Source organism: Flavobacterium soli DSM 19725, assembly GCF_000422705.1.
Taxonomy (GTDB): Bacteria; Bacteroidota; Bacteroidia; order Flavobacteriales; family Flavobacteriaceae; genus Flavobacterium; species Flavobacterium soli.
Window position 1 is genome coordinate 305,938 of sequence record NZ_KE383907.1, and the last position, 18,069, is coordinate 324,006.

Here is an 18,069-nt window from a genome sequence, read left to right on the forward strand (position 1 = left end):
TAACGTGAAGAAAATATTTTTACTCTGCTGTTTATTGTTTTCAGTTTTTGCAATTTCACAAAGTGCTGAAAAGAAAGTCTGGGATTTATTGTTGGCCAATAAAAAACCTGAGGCTAGAAAATTATTTGATAAGGATCTAAAATCTCAGATGGATAAGAAAATAGATTATCTGATTTTAGATGCCATGATCGATATGGAATCTGGGAAAACAGAATTTGATGACAGTTTTGTAAAAAAGTTTTCTAAATTTCCAGAGAGTAATTATTATTATAATGCATTGGTGAAAGCTCCATTTGTAATGGACGATATGCAAACACTTGGTTTTAATGATTATAGCTACAAGAAGATCGATTTTATGGCGAAGGAGCCTTATCTTCAAAATAATTCGAGGATTATCTATACCAAAGCTGTTGCAGATAGAAACCGAAAAAATTTGCAAGGCTTTAAGGAGAAAATAAACGAATTAAATGTTGTCACGGATTGGCAGTTTTGTGGCGTTTTTGAAAATCTAAATGATAGTGGTTTGGATATTGAATACGAACCAGAAGTTTATCCTAAGAATGACAAACTTTTTGATGCAAATAGCAACGGAAAACTAGGTTGGTATATTCCGGCGATTCCACATCATGAAGGCTATCAGATGTATGAAAATGAGTCCGAATATGGAAACGGAATCATGTATGCCCAAACTTTTGTTGATAATCCAGAACAAAGGGAAGTCTATTTTAGTTTTGGTTCTGGATCGTCTATAAAATTATTTTTGAATGATATAGAACTGTATGCTAATAATGATATAAATCAATCTGACCTAGAGGCATTTAAATTAAAAGTTGTATTGCCAAAAGGAACGAATCGATTGCTGGTAAAATCTTCTGTTACTGATGGGAATGATTATTTTATTTTATCGATTACCGATTTAGAAGGAAAAAAGATTGATAATTTGACGTATCAAAAAACTTATAAGCCTTATCAAAAATCTACTTTGGAGGAACTAAATCCTGTTGAAGTTAAAAACGTTCAGGAAGAATATATCACACAAAAGATAGTAGAAAATCCAGATAATGTTTTATATAAAATCTTGCTGTATGAAACTTATATGCACAATAAAAAACTGGAATTGGCCGAAGATATCATTGAAGCGTTGGACCTGAAATATCCTAATTCTTCTTTGATAAAACTTAAATTGGCTAATTATCATGCCTTGAAAGGTGATGGAGCAAAGAGCCAAGAAATTCTCAAAAATATGGAGTTGCAAGACCCAAATTACTACTACAATGTCTTGTCTAAAATTGAGGATGACGATTGGATGCAAGCCGCAAGTATCGAGCAACTCGAAAAACTAAGGGATACGGCCAAAGAATATCCAACGAAAACCATCTACAACTTGTTCGATTTTATGATTACGGCACGAAACGGAAATGTTCAGGGCATGATTACAATCATTGACACGATGATAGCCAATTCCAACAATAGCGAATTCTACATTACAAGTTTTGCTCCAATATATGACTCGCTCGAAAAAGACAAAGGAAAGACGATTTCATTGCTTGAAAATTTATTCAAGACATCAGATAACTATAGAGCCTATTCGCTTTTACTCAACTATTATAAAGCTGCCAATAGAAAAGATGAGGTGAGACAAATGATTTTGGATCAAAAAAATAAATATCCACACTTGATCGATTTAGGTGCAGCTTATATTGATCTTTTGATAGAAGAAAAAAAATATGAGGAAGCTTTGGTCGAAATTGACCGTTGTTTGGGGCAATTTCCATATTCTTTTAACTTGATGCAAACTAAGGGTATGGTCTACAATAATATGTCGGATGTGAAACAAGCCGAAAAATATTTCAGACAATCGCTCTCTCATTATTCTTCTAATTCGAGCTTGAGAAAAACCTTGTATGACATTACAAAAGTGCAAGACGAAATTGATTTGGTGAAAACCAAAGACGTTTATAAATTCATTAAAGAAAAAAGAAATTCCAAACTTAAAAGCGATTATGGTGTAAATATTCTTCTTGACGAATACATTATCAACGTATTGCCAGAAGGTGGAAGGAAATCTAAAGTAACAATGGTTTATGAAATTACTGCCGAAAATGGAATCGAGGAATTGAAAGAATATGGTTTGAATACCTACGGAATTTCACTTCTAAAATCGGAAATTGTAAAATCAGATGGATCAATTGCACCAGCAGAAAATGGTGGAAATCAACTGGTTTTTACCAATTTAAAAGTGGGTGATGTGATTTATATCGATTATGAATCGTATGATAATGCTACAGGAAGATTTTACAGAGATTTTAATTTTTCCTATGCTTTCAATGGAACTTACCCAGTTTTAGAAGCAAATTTTGGAATCATTTATCCAAATGAAGTTACTTTTGATGTTGATTACAGTAATGGCAATGTTCCTGTAACAACTAAAAAAGTAGCTAACAAGAATTATAAATCTTGGAAAAAAATGAATACTCCAGCTTTGCCTTTGCTAGACAGTTATTCGGCGGAATATGGAGATTTGAGAAATGTAGTTCGTGTTGGAACTATAAAGTCATGGAAAGAAATAGCCAATTGGTATGCTGATTTAGTGAAGAAAACGCTCAAATCTGATAAAATTACGACCAATACTTTTAACGGTATTTTTCCAAACGGAACTGCAAATCTTTCACAGGAAGAAAAGGCAAGAAGTATCTACAAATATATAGAAGACAATATTACTTACAGTTCACTTGATTTTAGACAAAGTGGATATGTACCACAAAAACCAGCCCGAACCATTACTACAAAAATGGGTGATTGCAAGGATGTATCCACGCTTTTTGTAGCATTGGCAGATTTGGCTGGATTGAAATCTAATTTGGTATTGGTTTTAACTTCGGATAACGGACTCAATAATATAAAACTTCCGAGTGTAAATTTCAACCACTGTATTGTGAAAGTTGAAATAGACGGAAAAGAACATTTTGTAGAATTGACGGATAAATATTTACCTTTCAATGCAATGCCAATGACGTTGGTTGATGCAAGCGCTTTGGTTGTTTCCTTCGATAAAGCCGAAAATGAAAAAGCCAAACTTATCAATATTCCGGTAGATAATGCTATAAAAAACAGTAGCTCTAGCAAAGTAGAAGTGTTGATTAGTGATAATGGGAAAGAATATAAAGTGACTTCGAAAGTGAAAGGTTTTATAAAGGCCTATTATAACGAGTTGTTTTCGAATTCAATTACCGAAGATATCCGTAAAAAAGAATTAGAGGAAGATTATAATTCACGACTTTCGTCCAATATTTTATTCCAATCTGCAAAAGTAATTACCAATGATTTGTATGCAGATGAAATGGTTTTTCAATCAGAATTTTCAATTCCAGAAAGATTGCAAAGTGTTGGTTCTTTGAAAATTGCAAGTATTCCGTTTTTGGATAAAGTATATACAAGAAACATCATTGAAGAGAATACTCGAAACTACGATATTTCCTATACCAAATATGAAAACTGTAAAGAATATAATTCTGAAATTATCCTGAATATTCCCGAAGGCAAAAAGTTTTCTGAAATTCCTGAAACCAAATTATTGAATTACAAAGACCATAACTATTCAATTTCATTCGAGTTGGTAACGCCAAATTCTTTGAGAATTAATAGAAAAGTGACACTTCCGTGGAAAAACATCAGCAAGGAAGAATATTTGGATTTCAAGAAGTATGTAGAAGATGTTATTGAAATTGAAAAACAAATCGTAGGATTCAAGTAATAACGTTATGAAGAAAAAGTTGCTTTTTTTGCTCTTTCCAATAGTTGCTTTTTCACAAGGCTATACCAGTTATTTTACAGGAAACACTAACAATATTACCACAACACCAGAGTTTGGAGTTTGCTTGATGGGTGGAGCAACTGAGCATGATAATGCTATGATTTGGCTTCTTGAAAAAGCCAATGGAGGAGATGTTGTTGTTTTGAGAAGCTCAGGAAGTGACGGCTATAATGATTATTTTTACTCAGATTTGGGAGTGAATGTAAATTCTGTAGAAACCTTAGTTATTACTTCGGTTGCAGGAGCTACAAGTCCTTATGTTCTAAATAAAGTGGCAAATGCCGAAATGATTTGGTTTGCCGGTGGCGATCAATGGAATTATGTTTCCTATTTCAAAAACAATGCACTCGAAGATTTGCTGAACGACCATATCAATGTGAAAAATGCTCCAATTGGAGGCACAAGTGCTGGAATGGCAATTCTCGGAAGTCATTATTTTTCGGCTCAAAACGGCTCCATAACTTCAGCTCAAGCCTTGTCCAATCCGTTTCATAGTAATCTGACCATTGGAGAAAATGATTTTTTAGAAATTCCTTTTCTAGAAAACACCATAACCGATTCACATTATGACAGTCCTGATCGACGTGGTAGGCATACCGCATTTTTAGCCAGAATGACCCAAACCATCAACGGAAGAAGCTTGGGAATTGCCTCCAACGAATATGTAGCCGTATGTTTTGGTGATGACGGAAAAGCATTTGTTTTTGGCGATTATCCCGCCTATGATGAGTTTGCCTACTTCCTGCAAACCAATTGTGACGAAGTTTTTCCCGAAACCATGCAAAACGCAACACCTTTAACATGGAATAATAACGGTCAAGCCGTAAAAGTCTACAAAGTTCCAGGAACAATGAACGGAACTCATTATTTTAATCTGGACGATTGGCAAACTGGAAGCGGAGGAACTTGGGAAGATTGGTCAGTTAACAACGGAACATTTGCAACAGCCTCAGGCGTTATAAACAATTGTGCACTTAGCGTGAATGATTTTGCAACCACTGAGTTTACTATAACTCCGGTTCCATTTCAAGAGGAAATTAATCTTCAAAATTCAGGAAAAACGGAATTTGTAATCTATGATATTCAAGGAAGAACCGTCATTCAAGATTCTTTTTCAGATGCAATAAAAATTGATACAGCCCATTTGCAAAGCGGAATTTACATTTTGAAAGTAACATCAAACGGAAAAACTTCAAGTCAGAAGATCATCAAGAACTAAACCCTCTTTTCGATTTCAATAATTTCCAAATCCTTGATGGCTTCACCGTCAATCACAAAACGCAGCATCGTTCTCACATCGTGAAAACCACTTTTTCCAGCAGCTCCGGGATTCATGTGTAGTAAATTCAATTTCTTGTCGAACATCACTTTCAGTATATGCGAATGTCCACAAATGAAGAGTTTTGGCGGATTCAATGTGATTTCATTCCGAATCGCCTGATTGTATTTTCCGGGATAACCGCCAATATGCGTGATCAAAACATCGACACCTTCACACATAAAACGGTTGTTCAGCGGAAACTCCATCCTCGCTTTATCATCGTCAATATTTCCATAAACAGCACGAAGCGGTTTTAGTTTTTTGATGGTGTCCGTCACTGCCAAATCGCCAATATCACCTGCATGCCACACCTCGTCCGCTTGATTTACATATTTTAAAATCGTGTCGTCAATGTGGCTATGAGTATCAGAAAGAAGCAGTATTTTTTTCAAGGTATTTTTTTTAAGGAGCTGTTTCCTGCTTTCCACTTCAATCTTTTTATTTTTTTAAAGAAAAACATTAGAAAACTCTAAGCGAGTTAATACAGAATAGATTACGTTAAGGAGGTTTGTTATAGGTAACGATTTAGTAATGGTGCTCATTGCACTCACTTTCAGTGGTTTTCTCCTTGTAACTCAGCGCAAATTTACAAAATATGAATAACATCTTTTTGTGCTAAGCAGATTTTTTTGCTTTTTAAATTTGATATAAAACAAATCGCATTCAGTATTATATAAAGAAAAGTAAACCTGAATAAGAAAAAAAATCTTACCCAACTTGGGTGTAACTTGGGAAAAAGAGCGATTGATAATCCTAATCTTTGTAAAGAGCAATTCTTCAATTGCAATTAGTATTCTAACAAAAACTATATTGCCATGAAATACTCTTTACATAAAATCATTGACGATGTAAGTCAATACGAAAGCAAGATTGTGAATGAGGCATCTGGGTCTTTGGACGAGGCACTCAAAATGATTAGCTATTTACAAGAAGTCCTTACCTCATTAAAAGCATCAGTCGTCAAAGAAGGTTTCGAGAGCGAATGGGAAGAAATCAATTTTTTCAGGAACGTCAAACCTGGCATTCTTGGTAAACTGATTTATTATAACAAGGTTTATCGTATTGAATGTGCCTGCCCTCTTGGTAGCGGGAAAATATACAGGAACTATTTTTCCAACCAAATAAAAGAACTCAAGCAGGAATTTGAAGAGCATATTTTTAATTCCGAATTTTACAGATACTATCGGTCGGGAAGAAATGACCGAGACCAAACCTTTTTCAGATTGGGCAATATTAATCTCTATGATGGGTTGAACAGCTTTGTTTTTGAAATCGACCATCACTTTTCCACTTATTATGATTATAAAGTTGCACGCATCATAGCCAACGATCTGCTCCAAAATTATTTGCATCTTAAAATAGATTCAATCGAGGACTGTAACTTTAAGGATGAAGAAGCCACTAAAGACATTTTTTGGACGAGTAGTAAAAATGCCCTTGTAGAACTCATATATGCGATGTATGCTTCAGGAGCTGTGTCACATGGAAAAGTGGGGATAAGAAAACTAAGCATGATAGCGCAGATAGTTTTTAGTGTTTCGTTGGGTGATCTTCATCATGCGTTTCACCGTATGAAAACAAGAGCAGGTTCCCGGACAGCATTTTTAGATCATCTCAAAATTTCCCTCGAAGAATACATGGATAAAGATCTTTAGCCATTTTATACAGCTTACATTCAAACAAGTTAAAAGCAGTACCAAAACGTACTGCTTTTTCTTTTACCCATATGTGCCAATTGGCAAATGTTAGCAAAACTCCTTTCTAAAACCCCTCTAATGCCTTGAAAGCACTATAAAACAAGGACTTTTCCTAATTGTGAAAATTTAAAAAAAAACAGCCAAACCAATTGGTAAGGCTTGGCAGACAAACCCTGCCAAACTTCTCAATTTTGCATAAGTGACATTAAAGAGTTGTGCAATGAAAATTATAACAATTGAAGAAGAGGCATGGAAACAGTTGAACAATCGCATCAACGCCATTGCCGATTATCTAAAAAAAGAGGAAGAAAATAGTTTCGATGAGCTATGGTTGAATAACCATGAGGTATGCCAATATCTGCATATCAGCGAGAAAACCCTATGGCGAATGCGTACCAAGGGTGAGATAGCTTATTCAAAGTTTTATGGACAATATTTCTATACTATAGGGGCTATCAAGGATATGCTTAATGCCAATGCTGTACAAACCAGTGAAGAGTATGTAAAAGAGCTAATGGCAAAAGGCAAAAGTTATATCGAAAAAGGCAGAAAATTGAAGACTGGCAAACAATAATCCGAGAATTAAAACAGATCCATATGAATATAGACAGAATTGAATTTATAGCGTGGATGGAACGTATTTTAGAACGTCTTGATCTATTAAAAGAGCATATAGATGAAAGCAAGAGAAGCCGTAACAGTATAGACGGTGAAGAATTATTGGATAATCAGGATTTGCTACAGATGTTGAAAATAAGTAACCGCTCATTACAACGGTATCGCTCCATCGGTAAGCTACCTTACTATACAATTAGTGGAAAACTCTATTACAAACTATCCGATGTACACCAGTTTATCAGCGAAAGTTTCAATCCTCCCCCAAATAAATAACGCCAAACAGTGACAAATGCTGCCTTTAACTGCCAATTGCCCTAAACCAATGAACGCTTCTTATACATTCGGCAATGAATAATAAATATTTGATAGTATGAGTGAAGAAACAACAACACAAAAAATGCCCGAACAATTTTCAGACATACTTCTAGTATTGGATAAAGAGAAAAAGAAAATTCAGGCTGTAAAGAGTATTGATGATAACGGGAATATGGAAACCGTTGATCCTACGAAAAAAAATCAGAACCAGTTTATGCGGGTGGACAAACATGGAGACTTCTTTTCCAACTTCTTCTCCAATTTTTTTAGCCAGCTAAAGAACCCTAGCAATTTTTCATTCTTCAAGGTACCTGCACCTCTTGCGGTTGAGAAAGCACAGGAAATGCAGCAACAAATAAACAATCCAACTCCCGAGGGAGAAAAAGTGATGAAAGATCAAGAATTAAAACCAGAGTTAAACCTCGATAAAAAACAAGAAAATCAAGACAATATGGAAACATCACAGACAACACCAGAAACAAGCGAATACCGCTACAAACCGGAACAGATAGATTGGGAAACGATGAACAATCTTGGGTTGAGTAAAGAAAAACTTGAAAAAATGAACCTTCTTGACCCGCTGCTAAAAGGCTACAAGACCAATGAACTGGTTCCTGTGAGCCTGAACCTCGGGACAGCCGTTACCCGTATGGATGCTCGTTTGTCGCTACAGCCGAATGATAAGGGACAAATCGTGGTTGCCATTCACGGTATCCGTAAAGAACCCAACCTCAACTTTGAATTTTTCGGACATAAATTCAATCAAGATGACAAGGACAACTTGCTAAATACTGGAAATATGGGGCGTGTAGTCAACCTGACAAATCCGAAAACAGGAGAAACCATTCCGTCTATCATTAGTGTGGACAGACTGACAAATGAATTGGTTGCCCTAAAAACAGATTTCATTAAGATACCTGACGAAATAAAAGGAGTAAAACTTGATGATACCCAAAAGCAAACTTTAATGGAGGGTAAACCGCTTCAATTAGAGGGTATGATTTCTAAAAAAGGAACAGAATTTTCGGCAACGGTACAGTTCAATGCAGACAAACGCTATGTAGAGTTCCTGTTTGACAGAAGGGGCAACAATCAGCTGTCGCAAAATAACCAACAAAAAAGTCAGCAAAATCAGTCGCAGGAAGCACCAAGGACTTTTAGAGGTAAAGAATTGGATGATGAACAATACAATAAGTTCATAGCAGGTCAGACTGTTTATGTAGATGGGCTGATAGATAAAAAAGGTCAGAAATACCAAGGGTATATCACACTGAACAAAGAAACTGGTAAAACTGGTTTTTCCTTCCAAAACCCTGACAAGCTCAAAGAACAGGCAAAACCTACGGAAGCCCACAAAACTCAAACCGCTGTCAATTCGGAGGGTAAAACCAATGAAGCGACCAAAAAGATTAAAGAACCTCTACAGAAAGGACAGCAAGCTCCGAAAAATAAAAAGCAACAGGAGGAACAAGAGAAACCCGAAACACCTGCCAAATCAAAAGGCAGAAAAATGTAATAAAGTATGAAGACAATTATTGCAGAAAAACCAAGCGTAGCAAGGGAAATAGCCGGACTTGTAGGTGCAACCGATAAAAAGGATGGCTATCTCACAGGCAACGGCTATTTTGTTACCTGGGCATTAGGACATTTAGTAGGCTTGGCAATGCCGGAAGATTACGGCATTTCGGGATTTGATAAAGCGGTTTTACCTATACTGCCTAACCCTTTTTTATTAACAGTTCGTAAAGTGAAAAAAGACAAAGTTTACACTGCCGATGCTGGTGCATTAAAGCAACTGAAAGTAATCAAAGAACTATTCAATAAAAGCGATAGCATTATTGTAGCAACAGATGCAGGCCGTGAGGGCGAATTGATATTTCGCTATATCTACGAATACCTCAAATGCAACAAGCCATTTGAACGTCTATGGATCAGCTCGCTTACCGAAAAAGCCATTAAGCAGGGTTTTGATAAATTAAAAGATGGGTCAGAATTTGACGGCCTGTGTAAGGCAGCACAAGGAAGAAGTCGTGCCGATTGGCTCGTCGGTATTAATGCTACCCAGGCGTTAAGCATTGCCGCAGGAAATGGCATCTATTCGCTTGGGAGAGTTCAAACACCTACGCTGGCTTTGATATGTAAGCGTTATCTCGAAAACAGGGATTTTAAAGTGAAGAAGTATTGGCAAATACAATTGCAACACAACAAAGAATTTATTGATTTCAATAGTCTTTCCAAAACCAAATGGGATGACCAAAAGTTGGCAGGAGATACGTTGAAATCTATTGAAAGAGTTAAGAGCGTTACCGTTACTTCTGTGGAGAGTAAAAGTATTACAGAGCAACCTCCTTTATTGTTCGACCTTACGGGATTACAAAAGGAAGCCAATAAAAAACTCAATCTTTCTGCTGAAGAAACCCTCAATGTTGCCCAAGGTTTGTACGAAAAGAAATTCATTACTTATCCACGCACCGGAAGCAAGTACATTCCTGAAGATGTGTGGGCAGAAATCCCCAACCTCGTAAGGGCTTTGCAGGACAGCGAAACCTGCAAGCAAGCCGTAGGGAAATTGAAATGGGGACGGTTCAATAAACGTATTGTAAACGATTTGCGTGTTACCGACCACCACGGATTATTGATTACTGATAAAATCCCATCAGCCCTGAACGCAAAGGAAAACTCCGTTTATGATATGATTGCCTTTCGATTGCTCGAAGCCCTTTCACAAGCCTGCATCAAAGAGATAACCGATGTAGGTTTACAAGCGTTGCATTATGATTTTACAGTAAAGGGTTGTAAGGTTATCGAAGCAGGCTGGCGTTCCATCAAAGGCAGTTTCTCCGATGATGATACCGAACCTGTACAGGATTTGCCCGAAATAAAAAAAGGCGATGAACTTAAAATAAAAGAAGCCTCCGTTTTGGAAAAGAAAACGAAACCGCCTGTATTATATACCGAAGCAGGGCTTTTGTCGGCTATGGAAAGTGCAGGAAAGGAAATCGAAAATGAAGACGAACGGAAAGCCTTGCAAAATATCGGTATTGGCACTCCGGCTACAAGAGCCGCAATAATTGAAACCTTGTTTACCCGCAATTATATCCAACGGGAAAAGAAATCCTTAATCCCTACCGAAAAAGGATTGCAGGTGTACGAATTGGTCAAAGACCGTAAAATTGCGGATGTGGCAATGACCGCCGAATGGGAATTGGCTTTGCAAAAAATCGAAAATAACGAAACAGATGCAGAGGCATTTCAAAAAGAAATGGAAACTTACGCCTCATCTATTACCAATGAATTGTTACAAGCTTCCATTGCCCAAAACAACCTGCCTAAATTGGTTTGCCCGAAATGCAAAAGCCAGCAACTCATTATCCGTGATAAAATAGTGAAGTGTCCTGATGAAGTTTGTAATTGGGTACAGTTCCGCAATGTGTGTGGCGTACAAATCGGCTTAGCCGATATTGAAAACCTTGTCAATAAAAAGAAAACTTCACTTATCAAAGGAATGAAAAGCAAAGCCGGAAAGAAATTCGATGCTTATATCGTGTTGAATGAGGATTGCAAAACCTCTTTTGAGTTTGCCAAAAATAAAAGCTACAAAAAGTAATGGAAAATAAGCCTACCATTAGCACAAAGGAAATCAGAAATCTGATTTATTCCATACGTGGAAGGCAAGTGATGCTGGATAGCGACCTCGCTTCCTTATATCAAGTGGAAACAAAAAACCTCAACAAAGCCGTAAAAAGAAATATTGAAAGGTTTCCCGTTTCTTTTTGCTTTCAACTGACCGAAGAGGAAGTTGAAAACTTGAGGTTCCAAATTGGAACCTCAAGTTTAAGCTACGGTGGAAGACGGTATTTGCCCTATGTTTTTACTGAACAAGGGGTCGCAATGGCTTCTGCCATACTCCGCTCAGATATAGCGGTTAAAGTCAGTGTTGAAATTATGGAAGCCTTTGTAGAAATGCGAAAAATGCTCATCAGCAATGCTTCGCTGTTCCATCGTTTGGACAATATAGAACTGAAACAATTACAAGCCGACCAAAAATTTGAGGAAATATTTAAGGCTCTTGAAAGCGACAAGCTCCACGCCGAAAAAGGTATTTTCTACAATGGGCAGGTATTTGATGCCTATACCTTTGTTTCCGATATTATCCGAAGTGCCAAAAGCTCCATTACCCTGCTTGATAATTATGTGGACGATACGGTGCTGACCTTATTGGGAAAACGCAATACCAATGTAACCGCTACTATCTACACAAAAAGCATCAGCAATCAGTTACGGTTAGACCTGCAACGCTACAATAGTCAATATCCGTCTATCGAAGTAGAGATTTTCTCCGATGCACACGACCGATTTTTGATTATTGACAGTACGGAACTGTACCATATCGGAGCATCACTGAAAGACCTGGGCAAAAAATGGTTTGCCTTTTCGAGAATGGATATTGAAATCGGTAGGATGCTTCAAATTTTAAACAAGTGAAAATAAAACCCCTCTGAAATTTCGGAGGGGTTAGTTTATAAGGTCTAATAAGTCAACGCAAGCCCTACACCAAAACCCATATCGCTATCGTAGTGAGTACGAATACCAATGTTTTTATTGATAATATACTTAAGCTCTCCCATATATTCCATATCAGTATTGACCATAAAGCCCGCTCTCAATCTTTTTGAAATCGGAATATCCTCACGCATCAACGACAATCGTACAATTCCATCGTGATAAACTTCTGCCTGAAAATTAACGAGCATTGGCAAGGTGTACATAAACCCTAAGCTAAAGGCTCTTCGTGTGTCTTTTTCATTCTTTTGTCCGAATAAATTGGTTTCGTGTTCGTCCATTCCCATTTTACGGTAACGCCAGTCAAAACCTATAAAGGGCATAAGCCACTGCATTTTTCCGATGTATCTTCCTAAATGTGTTTCTACTTCATAGCCGTGCATATCGTTGTAGCCTAAACGCCATTCTGTACCCAAAGACCATCTTGCATTTTGAAACATTGCTTCGCCATCGTTACCATTGGTTGCAAAATCATTCTGTGCCATAAAGTGCGGCATATTGCTTTCTCGCTGTAATTTATTGTAGGCTTGCTTTTTATTGGGCAAATACGGATTTTGATAATCGTCAACAGCAAATACCCTGTTCATCCCCGACATCATATGGTAAAGTATATGACAATGGAAAAACCAATCTCCCTCTTCATTTGCTAAAAATTCGATGGTATCTGTTTCCATTGGCATTATATCCAAAACATTTTTAAGTGGTGATTTTTCGCCTTTACCGTTGATTACCCTGAAATCAAAACCGTGCAGGTGCATCGGGTGGCGCATCATCGAATTATTGTAAATGGTGATGCGTAAAATTTCTCCTTTTTTTACAGGTATTTTATCGGTTTCAGAAAGTATTTTATTATCCATACTCCATACATATCGGTTCATATTTCCTGTAAGGGTAAACTTCAATTCTTTGACCGGAGCATCTTTAGGGAGTTCCGTATTGTAAGGAGATTGTAACATTGCATAATTCAGCGTTTTTATTTCTCCCAAAGCATTTGCATTGTAACGGTTGGGTTCATTATCCATATTCATATTGTGCTGGCTATGGTCTTCTTTAGGTTTAGCCTCTCCAGTAATTTCGGGATACATTACCACATTCATATCCATTTGGTTCAGGCTCATTTTCATACCCATATCGTCCAAATCTCCATTCATCTTCATCATATCGTTCATCATCTTCATCCCCTCAAAATATTTCAATCTTGGGAGTGGCGATATTAACTGTTTGATACCATTGCCTACAAAATAGCTTGCCGATTGTGTTCTGTCTTCGGTTGTGGCTAAAAACTCGTAGGCAACTCCATCGTCAGGAATTGTTACCACAATATCATAAGTTTCGGAAACCGCAATGATTAATCTATCTACCTCTACTGGCTCTACATCATTACCATCATTGGCTACTACTGTAATTTTACCGCCTGCATATCGTAACCAAAAATAGGATGATGCTCCGCCGTTTGATACTCTTAATCTTACTTTATCTCCTGCTTTTAGTGTTTTGCCATCAACTGTTTTTAAATCGGTAGTATGATTTCCGTTGATTAATATTTTGTCATAATACACATCGCTTACGTCCATTGCCAACATACGTTTCCATTCGTTGGTCAATTTGGTTTTGAAATTTCCCTCTCTGATGGCTTCCGCATAGGACTGTGTAGCGTTCTTTTTTATCGCTGCCCAATCATTGGCGTTGTGCAACATACGGTTAATGTTATCGGGATTTAGGTTTGTCCATTCGCTTAAAATGATGGGTACGGTAGGTAAATCATCAATTCCTTTTCTAAAGGTTTTATCGTCATCACGCTTTTTCATCACAAAACTGCCATACATTCCAATCTGCTCCTGCAAACCTGAATGGGAATGATACCAATGCGTTCCGTGTTGGATAATCGGAAAACGATAGGTGTATGTTGCTCCTGCTTCAATAGGCTTTTGCGTAAGCCAGGGCACACCATCTTCTTTGTTGGGTAAAAACACGCCGTGCCAATGCAGCGATGTACTTTCTTTTAACTGGTTATGCACTACAATCTCCGCTGTATCGCCCTCTGTAAATGTGAGCGTTGGCATCGGTATCTGACCGTTTACCGCAATAGCCCTTTTTTCTTTTCCTGCGTAGTTTACAAGCGTATCTTTTACATACAGCTCATATCTCACTACTTTTTGTGCAAAAACGGATTGCGAACACAGCAGTATAAATACCGCTTGCAGCAACCTCATTTTACTATTTATGGGTATATTCATTTTGATATTTTATTAATGAAACTCATTCCTGTTCTTTTAGCCAGTCGGTTAATGTTTTGATTTGCTCGTCATTCAGTTTTGCATCAGTATGCATCAATGTATATGAGGACAGGGGCATTTGCTTCGTTTCTATTTGTTCTTTGATTGAGTTTAATAATCTTTCTTGTTTCCTGTTTGAGTATGTACCCCATTCATTGAAATTCAAATCTTCTTTTGCGTTTTTGATGTGGTTTTCTACCAATGCTCTTGCGGGCTGTACGTAATCGTACCAAACGTATTTGGTATTGTTGCTATGGCAATCGTAGCAAGAGGTTTGAAACATCGCTTTTATCTGAACAGGCATTTTATAGAATTGGGTAAAATCGGTTGTGTAAACCTGCCCTTTATCTACATTAAGGGCAGGCTGGTAAAATTGAATTGCAATAAAAATAAACAGCACTATTGCCAATATTATCTTTAGTACTTTCTTCATTTTAAAATTCTTTTTTTACAGAACCGCAGGTAAGCATCTGACTGCCGTAATATGGATTTTTTATTGCTTTAGCTTCGCTAATCCAAACAGCACCTTTGCCATCATTGTACATCGGGCAATAGTCCTGATATAATTTTTGGGTTGTTCCGAACAGTGCAATAAGGTCGGAAACGTCTTTGCTTAGCGATGCTAAATGTTCTCTTTGGTGTGCTATCTTTCCGGCATTGTCGCCAATATGCTCTGCGTTTTCCTGTGCATCTTCTGCTATCTCCATATATTGTTTATGTTTATTCGCCGGGATAGCTTTCATATCTACATTTTTTAAGGTAGTATATAATTGCTTTCCTGCGTTAGCAGCAGCTTTGTCGTTATCTGATACAAGTGCATTTTTTAAAGCCAAATAATCCTTAACAATAGGTGCAATAGAGAAGTTTTGCGCTACCTCTTTTACTTCTTGTTGTTCAATTTTTTTTGCTGTGGTATCTATTGATGCCATTGTACTATCCGTATCATTTTGTGTTGATGATGGCAAGTTTTGAGTTCCGGATATTGTTGTACTGTCATTGGCTTGCTGGTCGCTATTTTTGTTAGAAGACTGATTGCAAGAAACTGTAATTGCTGCAACCGTTGCCAGTGCGATGATGGAGAAAAATATATTTTTCATTTTAATGCTATTTAATGTTGTTAAAGAAATTTTTGCGGGTTACTTATTTTCAAATTCTTTCAGCTTTCGCTTCATAAATTCGATTTCCTTTGCCTGTGTTTCGAGTATGTTTTTTTGCAACTCTATCAGTTCGGGGTCGGTTAGCTTTGCTTTTTCAGACATCAGCACTGCTGCTGCGTGGTGCGGTATCATTCCTTTTACAAATTGTTTGTCGCCCACATTTATTTGCTCCCTAATGCCAAACCAAGAGAAAATGCCAATTGCAAGGGAAAATGTAATGATTGCCCAGTTGATTTTTTTGTTTTGATACATTCCTTTCATTATCCATAATTCAATGACCAACATTGCCGAAACCATCAGCAGGGTCATATATAAATTATTGATGTTCGGGATAAGATTATCCAATCTGTCTATCATAGCATACATTAGGAAGTACATTGCTGCGAACATTGCAACAGCCATTATAGCAAACCGTTTGTACATTGCTGAAGAATGTTTGCCGTTATGCCCGTCATTTGCCCCGTGGTGGTGCATATCGAGTTTGTTTTCTATATTTTCCATAACAGAATATTTTATTTATTATTAATTGTTTCCTGTACACTGCCACAGGTTAGCATTTGAGAACCGTAATATGGATTTTTAACGGCTTCTTCCTTGCTTAACCAATTTGCACCTTTCCCGTTATTGTACATTGGGCAATGCTGATAATAAACAGGTGTTTCCTGTTTTGATACCTTAGCCAATTCATACATATTCTTAGAAAGCAAAGCGAAAGTTTCCCTTTGTTTGGCAACATCTTTGGAAGCAGCAATCTGTTCGGCATTTGCCGTCAGGTCTTTCATTACTTTCATCCAAGCTGTATGTTCTTCAGTAGAAAGTTTTGCCATTTCTACCGCTTTGATGGCTTTTACCAATTCGGCAGCTTTTGCAGATGAAGTACCTGCATCAGTTTTTACCAAAGCATCTTTCACGGAAAAATAATTGTCGAACACAGCTTTCAGTTGTGGTGCATTTTGGGCATCGGCAGTATTTGTTGCAGCCATTTCGTTGTGGTTATGGTTGGCGTGTTCGTTTTTCATATCCATACCCGCATCATTGGATTTTGCGGCTGGCTTTAATTCTCTGCTGTACTGGCAACATCCCGGCAATTTTGCATATACATCATCAGGTGCTAAGAATTTTTCGCTGTCGTACCCTGCCAAAGCTATACGTTTCAATATTTCGTCCTGATTGGTCTTATCGCTATCATAAGTGAGCGTAGCCATTTTAGTGTCTTTATTCCATTCTACACTGGCTACCTTATTCACGTTTCCTGCTTTTTCGATAGTGGCTTTACACATACCGCAATTGCCATAAACTTTTACGGTTTCTGTTTTCGCATTCTTGATTTGTGCGAAACTGTTTACTGACGATAGTAATACAACGATTACCATCACTATTTTTGATAATGATTTCATTTTGAAAATTTTTAATTTAGTAAGATAAACAAAGATTGTGCGAAAACTAAATAGCTTTCGACAAGACATATTTGTGGCTATCAAGCCACCGTTTTAGCTTATTTTAGGCGGTTGCCAAATGGAAGAGTAGCCCGAAGAATAGTAGGCTTGTTTGAACCCGAATTTTTGCTTTTTAGTTTCGGCAAAAGGGGTTGTTACTTTTAAATCTATTGGTATTTGTAAACTAACAGAAGATGAAGAAGTACTACATCCACAAGAGCCCTGTTTACAATTGCCGTCGCAGTCGTGACCATCCTTACATTTTTTACAAGACTTGTCCTTGCAACTGTCTTTATGGTGAGATTTTTCAGATTTTTCTTTTGAGCAACTTTTTTGTTCTGTCTTAGCTGTTTTTTTTGCACAAGCATAGCTTATGCTTGGCATTAGGAAAAAGCCCAAACACAATAAGATGACAAAGCTGATATGTTTACTCAAATTTTTCAACACTACAAAATTATGAAATTATTTCTTTTAATTGCTATCTTTTGCATTTCATAAACTTCAAATATAGAATTTCAGATAAAAATGTTTAAATGACATATTTCTATTGTCATTTTTATGCTCCTTGAGTAAATACCTATTTAATTATCTGTTGTAATTGTTATACACTATCTAATCAAACAGGTATTTATAGGTTAAAATTATTTTTTGATTAGTGGTTCTATTGTAAAGCCTGCTTTCTTAACCGTATCTATAATTTCCTGTTCGGTCATTCCTTCCGATTTCACGGTCAATACTTTGTCTTTATTTGTTGTGTCCACTTCCCAATGACAGATGCCATCAGCATTATCCAAATGTGGTTTTACTGATGCTACGCAACCACCACAATTAATATTTGTTTTGAATTGAAGATTTTTATTTTCCATTTTTTT

15 protein-coding genes are annotated in these 18,069 nt (G+C 37.0%); 8 read left to right on the forward strand and 7 right to left on the reverse strand.

All coding sequences use genetic code 11. The features are described 5' to 3' along the window. The first annotated feature begins 4 nt into the window (after positions 1-4). Together G508_RS0116955 and G508_RS0116960 are read left to right on the forward strand one after the other, a co-directional pair. Positions 5-3,754: a transglutaminase domain-containing protein gene (locus tag G508_RS0116955; RefSeq protein WP_157486085.1), complete on the forward strand. Its 3,750-nt coding sequence runs from the start codon at positions 5-7 to the stop codon at positions 3,752-3,754. A gap of 28 nt (positions 3,755-3,782) precedes the next feature. After that, entirely contained in the window at positions 3,783-5,033 is a 1,251-nt protein-coding gene (locus G508_RS0116960; RefSeq protein ID WP_245569887.1) for a T9SS type A sorting domain-containing protein, read from the forward strand. Here the strand turns inward: G508_RS0116960 and G508_RS0116965 are convergent. Further along, positions 5,030-5,527, reverse strand: coding sequence for a metallophosphoesterase family protein (locus G508_RS0116965; RefSeq protein ID WP_026706427.1), 498 nt, complete (start codon positions 5,525-5,527; stop codon positions 5,030-5,032). The genes G508_RS0116960 and G508_RS0116965 overlap by 4 nt on opposite strands. A gap of 423 nt (positions 5,528-5,950) precedes the next feature. Between G508_RS0116965 and G508_RS0116970 the strand changes: the two genes are divergently transcribed. From G508_RS0116970 to G508_RS0116990, 6 genes are all read left to right on the forward strand, one after another. After that, on the forward strand, positions 5,951-6,790 hold the full coding sequence (locus tag G508_RS0116970) for an RteC domain-containing protein (protein ID WP_026706428.1): 840 nt from the start codon (positions 5,951-5,953) through the stop codon (positions 6,788-6,790). A gap of 262 nt (positions 6,791-7,052) precedes the next feature. Next, a complete protein-coding gene (locus tag G508_RS0116975) occupies positions 7,053-7,406 on the forward strand; it encodes a helix-turn-helix domain-containing protein (protein ID WP_026706429.1) in 354 nt (117 codons plus the stop codon). Positions 7,407-7,429: 23 nt separating this feature from the next. Further along, complete coding sequence (locus G508_RS19890) at positions 7,430-7,723, forward strand: helix-turn-helix domain-containing protein (protein WP_084626014.1); 294 nt, start codon at positions 7,430-7,432, stop codon at positions 7,721-7,723. 97 nt (positions 7,724-7,820) lie between these two features. Next, the gene (locus tag G508_RS0116980) at positions 7,821-9,281 is read left to right on the forward strand and encodes a DUF3945 domain-containing protein (protein ID WP_026706430.1); all 1,461 of its coding nucleotides are present in this window, start codon (positions 7,821-7,823) and stop codon (positions 9,279-9,281) included. Positions 9,282-9,287: 6 nt separating this feature from the next. Then, positions 9,288-11,372, forward strand: a complete 2,085-nt coding sequence (locus G508_RS0116985) for a type IA DNA topoisomerase (RefSeq protein ID WP_026706431.1) — start codon at positions 9,288-9,290, stop codon at positions 11,370-11,372. Next, positions 11,372-12,250, forward strand: coding sequence for an ORF6N domain-containing protein (locus G508_RS0116990; RefSeq protein ID WP_026706432.1), 879 nt, complete (start codon positions 11,372-11,374; stop codon positions 12,248-12,250). The genes G508_RS0116985 and G508_RS0116990 overlap by 1 nt, the downstream gene beginning before the upstream one ends. A 44-nt stretch (positions 12,251-12,294) precedes the next feature. Here the strand turns inward: G508_RS0116990 and G508_RS0116995 are convergent, their stop codons facing one another. The 6 genes from G508_RS0116995 to G508_RS0117025 form a co-directional block, all read right to left on the reverse strand. Beyond that, positions 12,295-14,565: a multicopper oxidase family protein gene (locus tag G508_RS0116995; protein WP_026706433.1), complete on the reverse strand. Its 2,271-nt coding sequence runs from the start codon at positions 14,563-14,565 to the stop codon at positions 12,295-12,297. 22 nt (positions 14,566-14,587) lie between these two features. Then, positions 14,588-15,037 (reverse strand): heme-binding domain-containing protein, encoded by a 450-nt coding sequence (locus G508_RS0117000; protein ID WP_026706434.1) that lies wholly within the window; start codon positions 15,035-15,037, stop codon positions 14,588-14,590. 1 nt (position 15,038) lies between these two features. After that, on the reverse strand, positions 15,039-15,701 hold the full coding sequence (locus tag G508_RS0117005) for a DUF3347 domain-containing protein (protein WP_026706435.1): 663 nt from the start codon (positions 15,699-15,701) through the stop codon (positions 15,039-15,041). A 39-nt stretch (positions 15,702-15,740) separates the two neighbouring features. Further along, the gene (locus G508_RS0117010) at positions 15,741-16,262 is read right to left on the reverse strand and encodes a DUF305 domain-containing protein (RefSeq protein WP_026706436.1); all 522 of its coding nucleotides are present in this window, start codon (positions 16,260-16,262) and stop codon (positions 15,741-15,743) included. 11 nt (positions 16,263-16,273) lie between these two features. Then, complete coding sequence (locus G508_RS0117015) at positions 16,274-17,158, reverse strand: DUF3347 domain-containing protein (protein WP_026706437.1); 885 nt, start codon at positions 17,156-17,158, stop codon at positions 16,274-16,276. Between the two features lie 680 nt (positions 17,159-17,838). After that, positions 17,839-18,063 (reverse strand): heavy-metal-associated domain-containing protein, encoded by a 225-nt coding sequence (locus G508_RS0117025; protein ID WP_026706439.1) that lies wholly within the window; start codon positions 18,061-18,063, stop codon positions 17,839-17,841. Positions 18,064-18,069 lie beyond the last annotated feature (6 nt).

Bases quoted from the DNA above. Each gene is read 5' to 3' on its own strand.
- G508_RS0116970 (WP_026706428.1), top strand. From the start codon at position 5,951: ATGAAATACTCTTTACATAAAATCATTGACGATGTAAGTCAATACGAA.
- G508_RS0116975 (WP_026706429.1), top strand. From the start codon at position 7,053: ATGAAAATTATAACAATTGAAGAAGAGGCATGGAAACAGTTGAACAAT.
- G508_RS19890 (WP_084626014.1), top strand. From the start codon at position 7,430: ATGAATATAGACAGAATTGAATTTATAGCGTGGATGGAACGTATTTTA.
- G508_RS0116980 (WP_026706430.1), top strand. From the start codon at position 7,821: ATGAGTGAAGAAACAACAACACAAAAAATGCCCGAACAATTTTCAGAC.
- G508_RS0116985 (WP_026706431.1), top strand. From the start codon at position 9,288: ATGAAGACAATTATTGCAGAAAAACCAAGCGTAGCAAGGGAAATAGCC.
- G508_RS0116990 (WP_026706432.1), top strand. From the start codon at position 11,372: ATGGAAAATAAGCCTACCATTAGCACAAAGGAAATCAGAAATCTGATT.
- G508_RS0116995 (WP_026706433.1), bottom strand. From the start codon at position 14,565: ATGAATATACCCATAAATAGTAAAATGAGGTTGCTGCAAGCGGTATTT.
- G508_RS0117000 (WP_026706434.1), bottom strand. From the start codon at position 15,037: ATGAAGAAAGTACTAAAGATAATATTGGCAATAGTGCTGTTTATTTTT.
- G508_RS0117005 (WP_026706435.1), bottom strand. From the start codon at position 15,701: ATGAAAAATATATTTTTCTCCATCATCGCACTGGCAACGGTTGCAGCA.
- G508_RS0117010 (WP_026706436.1), bottom strand. From the start codon at position 16,262: ATGGAAAATATAGAAAACAAACTCGATATGCACCACCACGGGGCAAAT.
- G508_RS0117015 (WP_026706437.1), bottom strand. From the start codon at position 17,158: ATGAAATCATTATCAAAAATAGTGATGGTAATCGTTGTATTACTATCG.
- G508_RS0117025 (WP_026706439.1), bottom strand. From the start codon at position 18,063: ATGGAAAATAAAAATCTTCAATTCAAAACAAATATTAATTGTGGTGGT.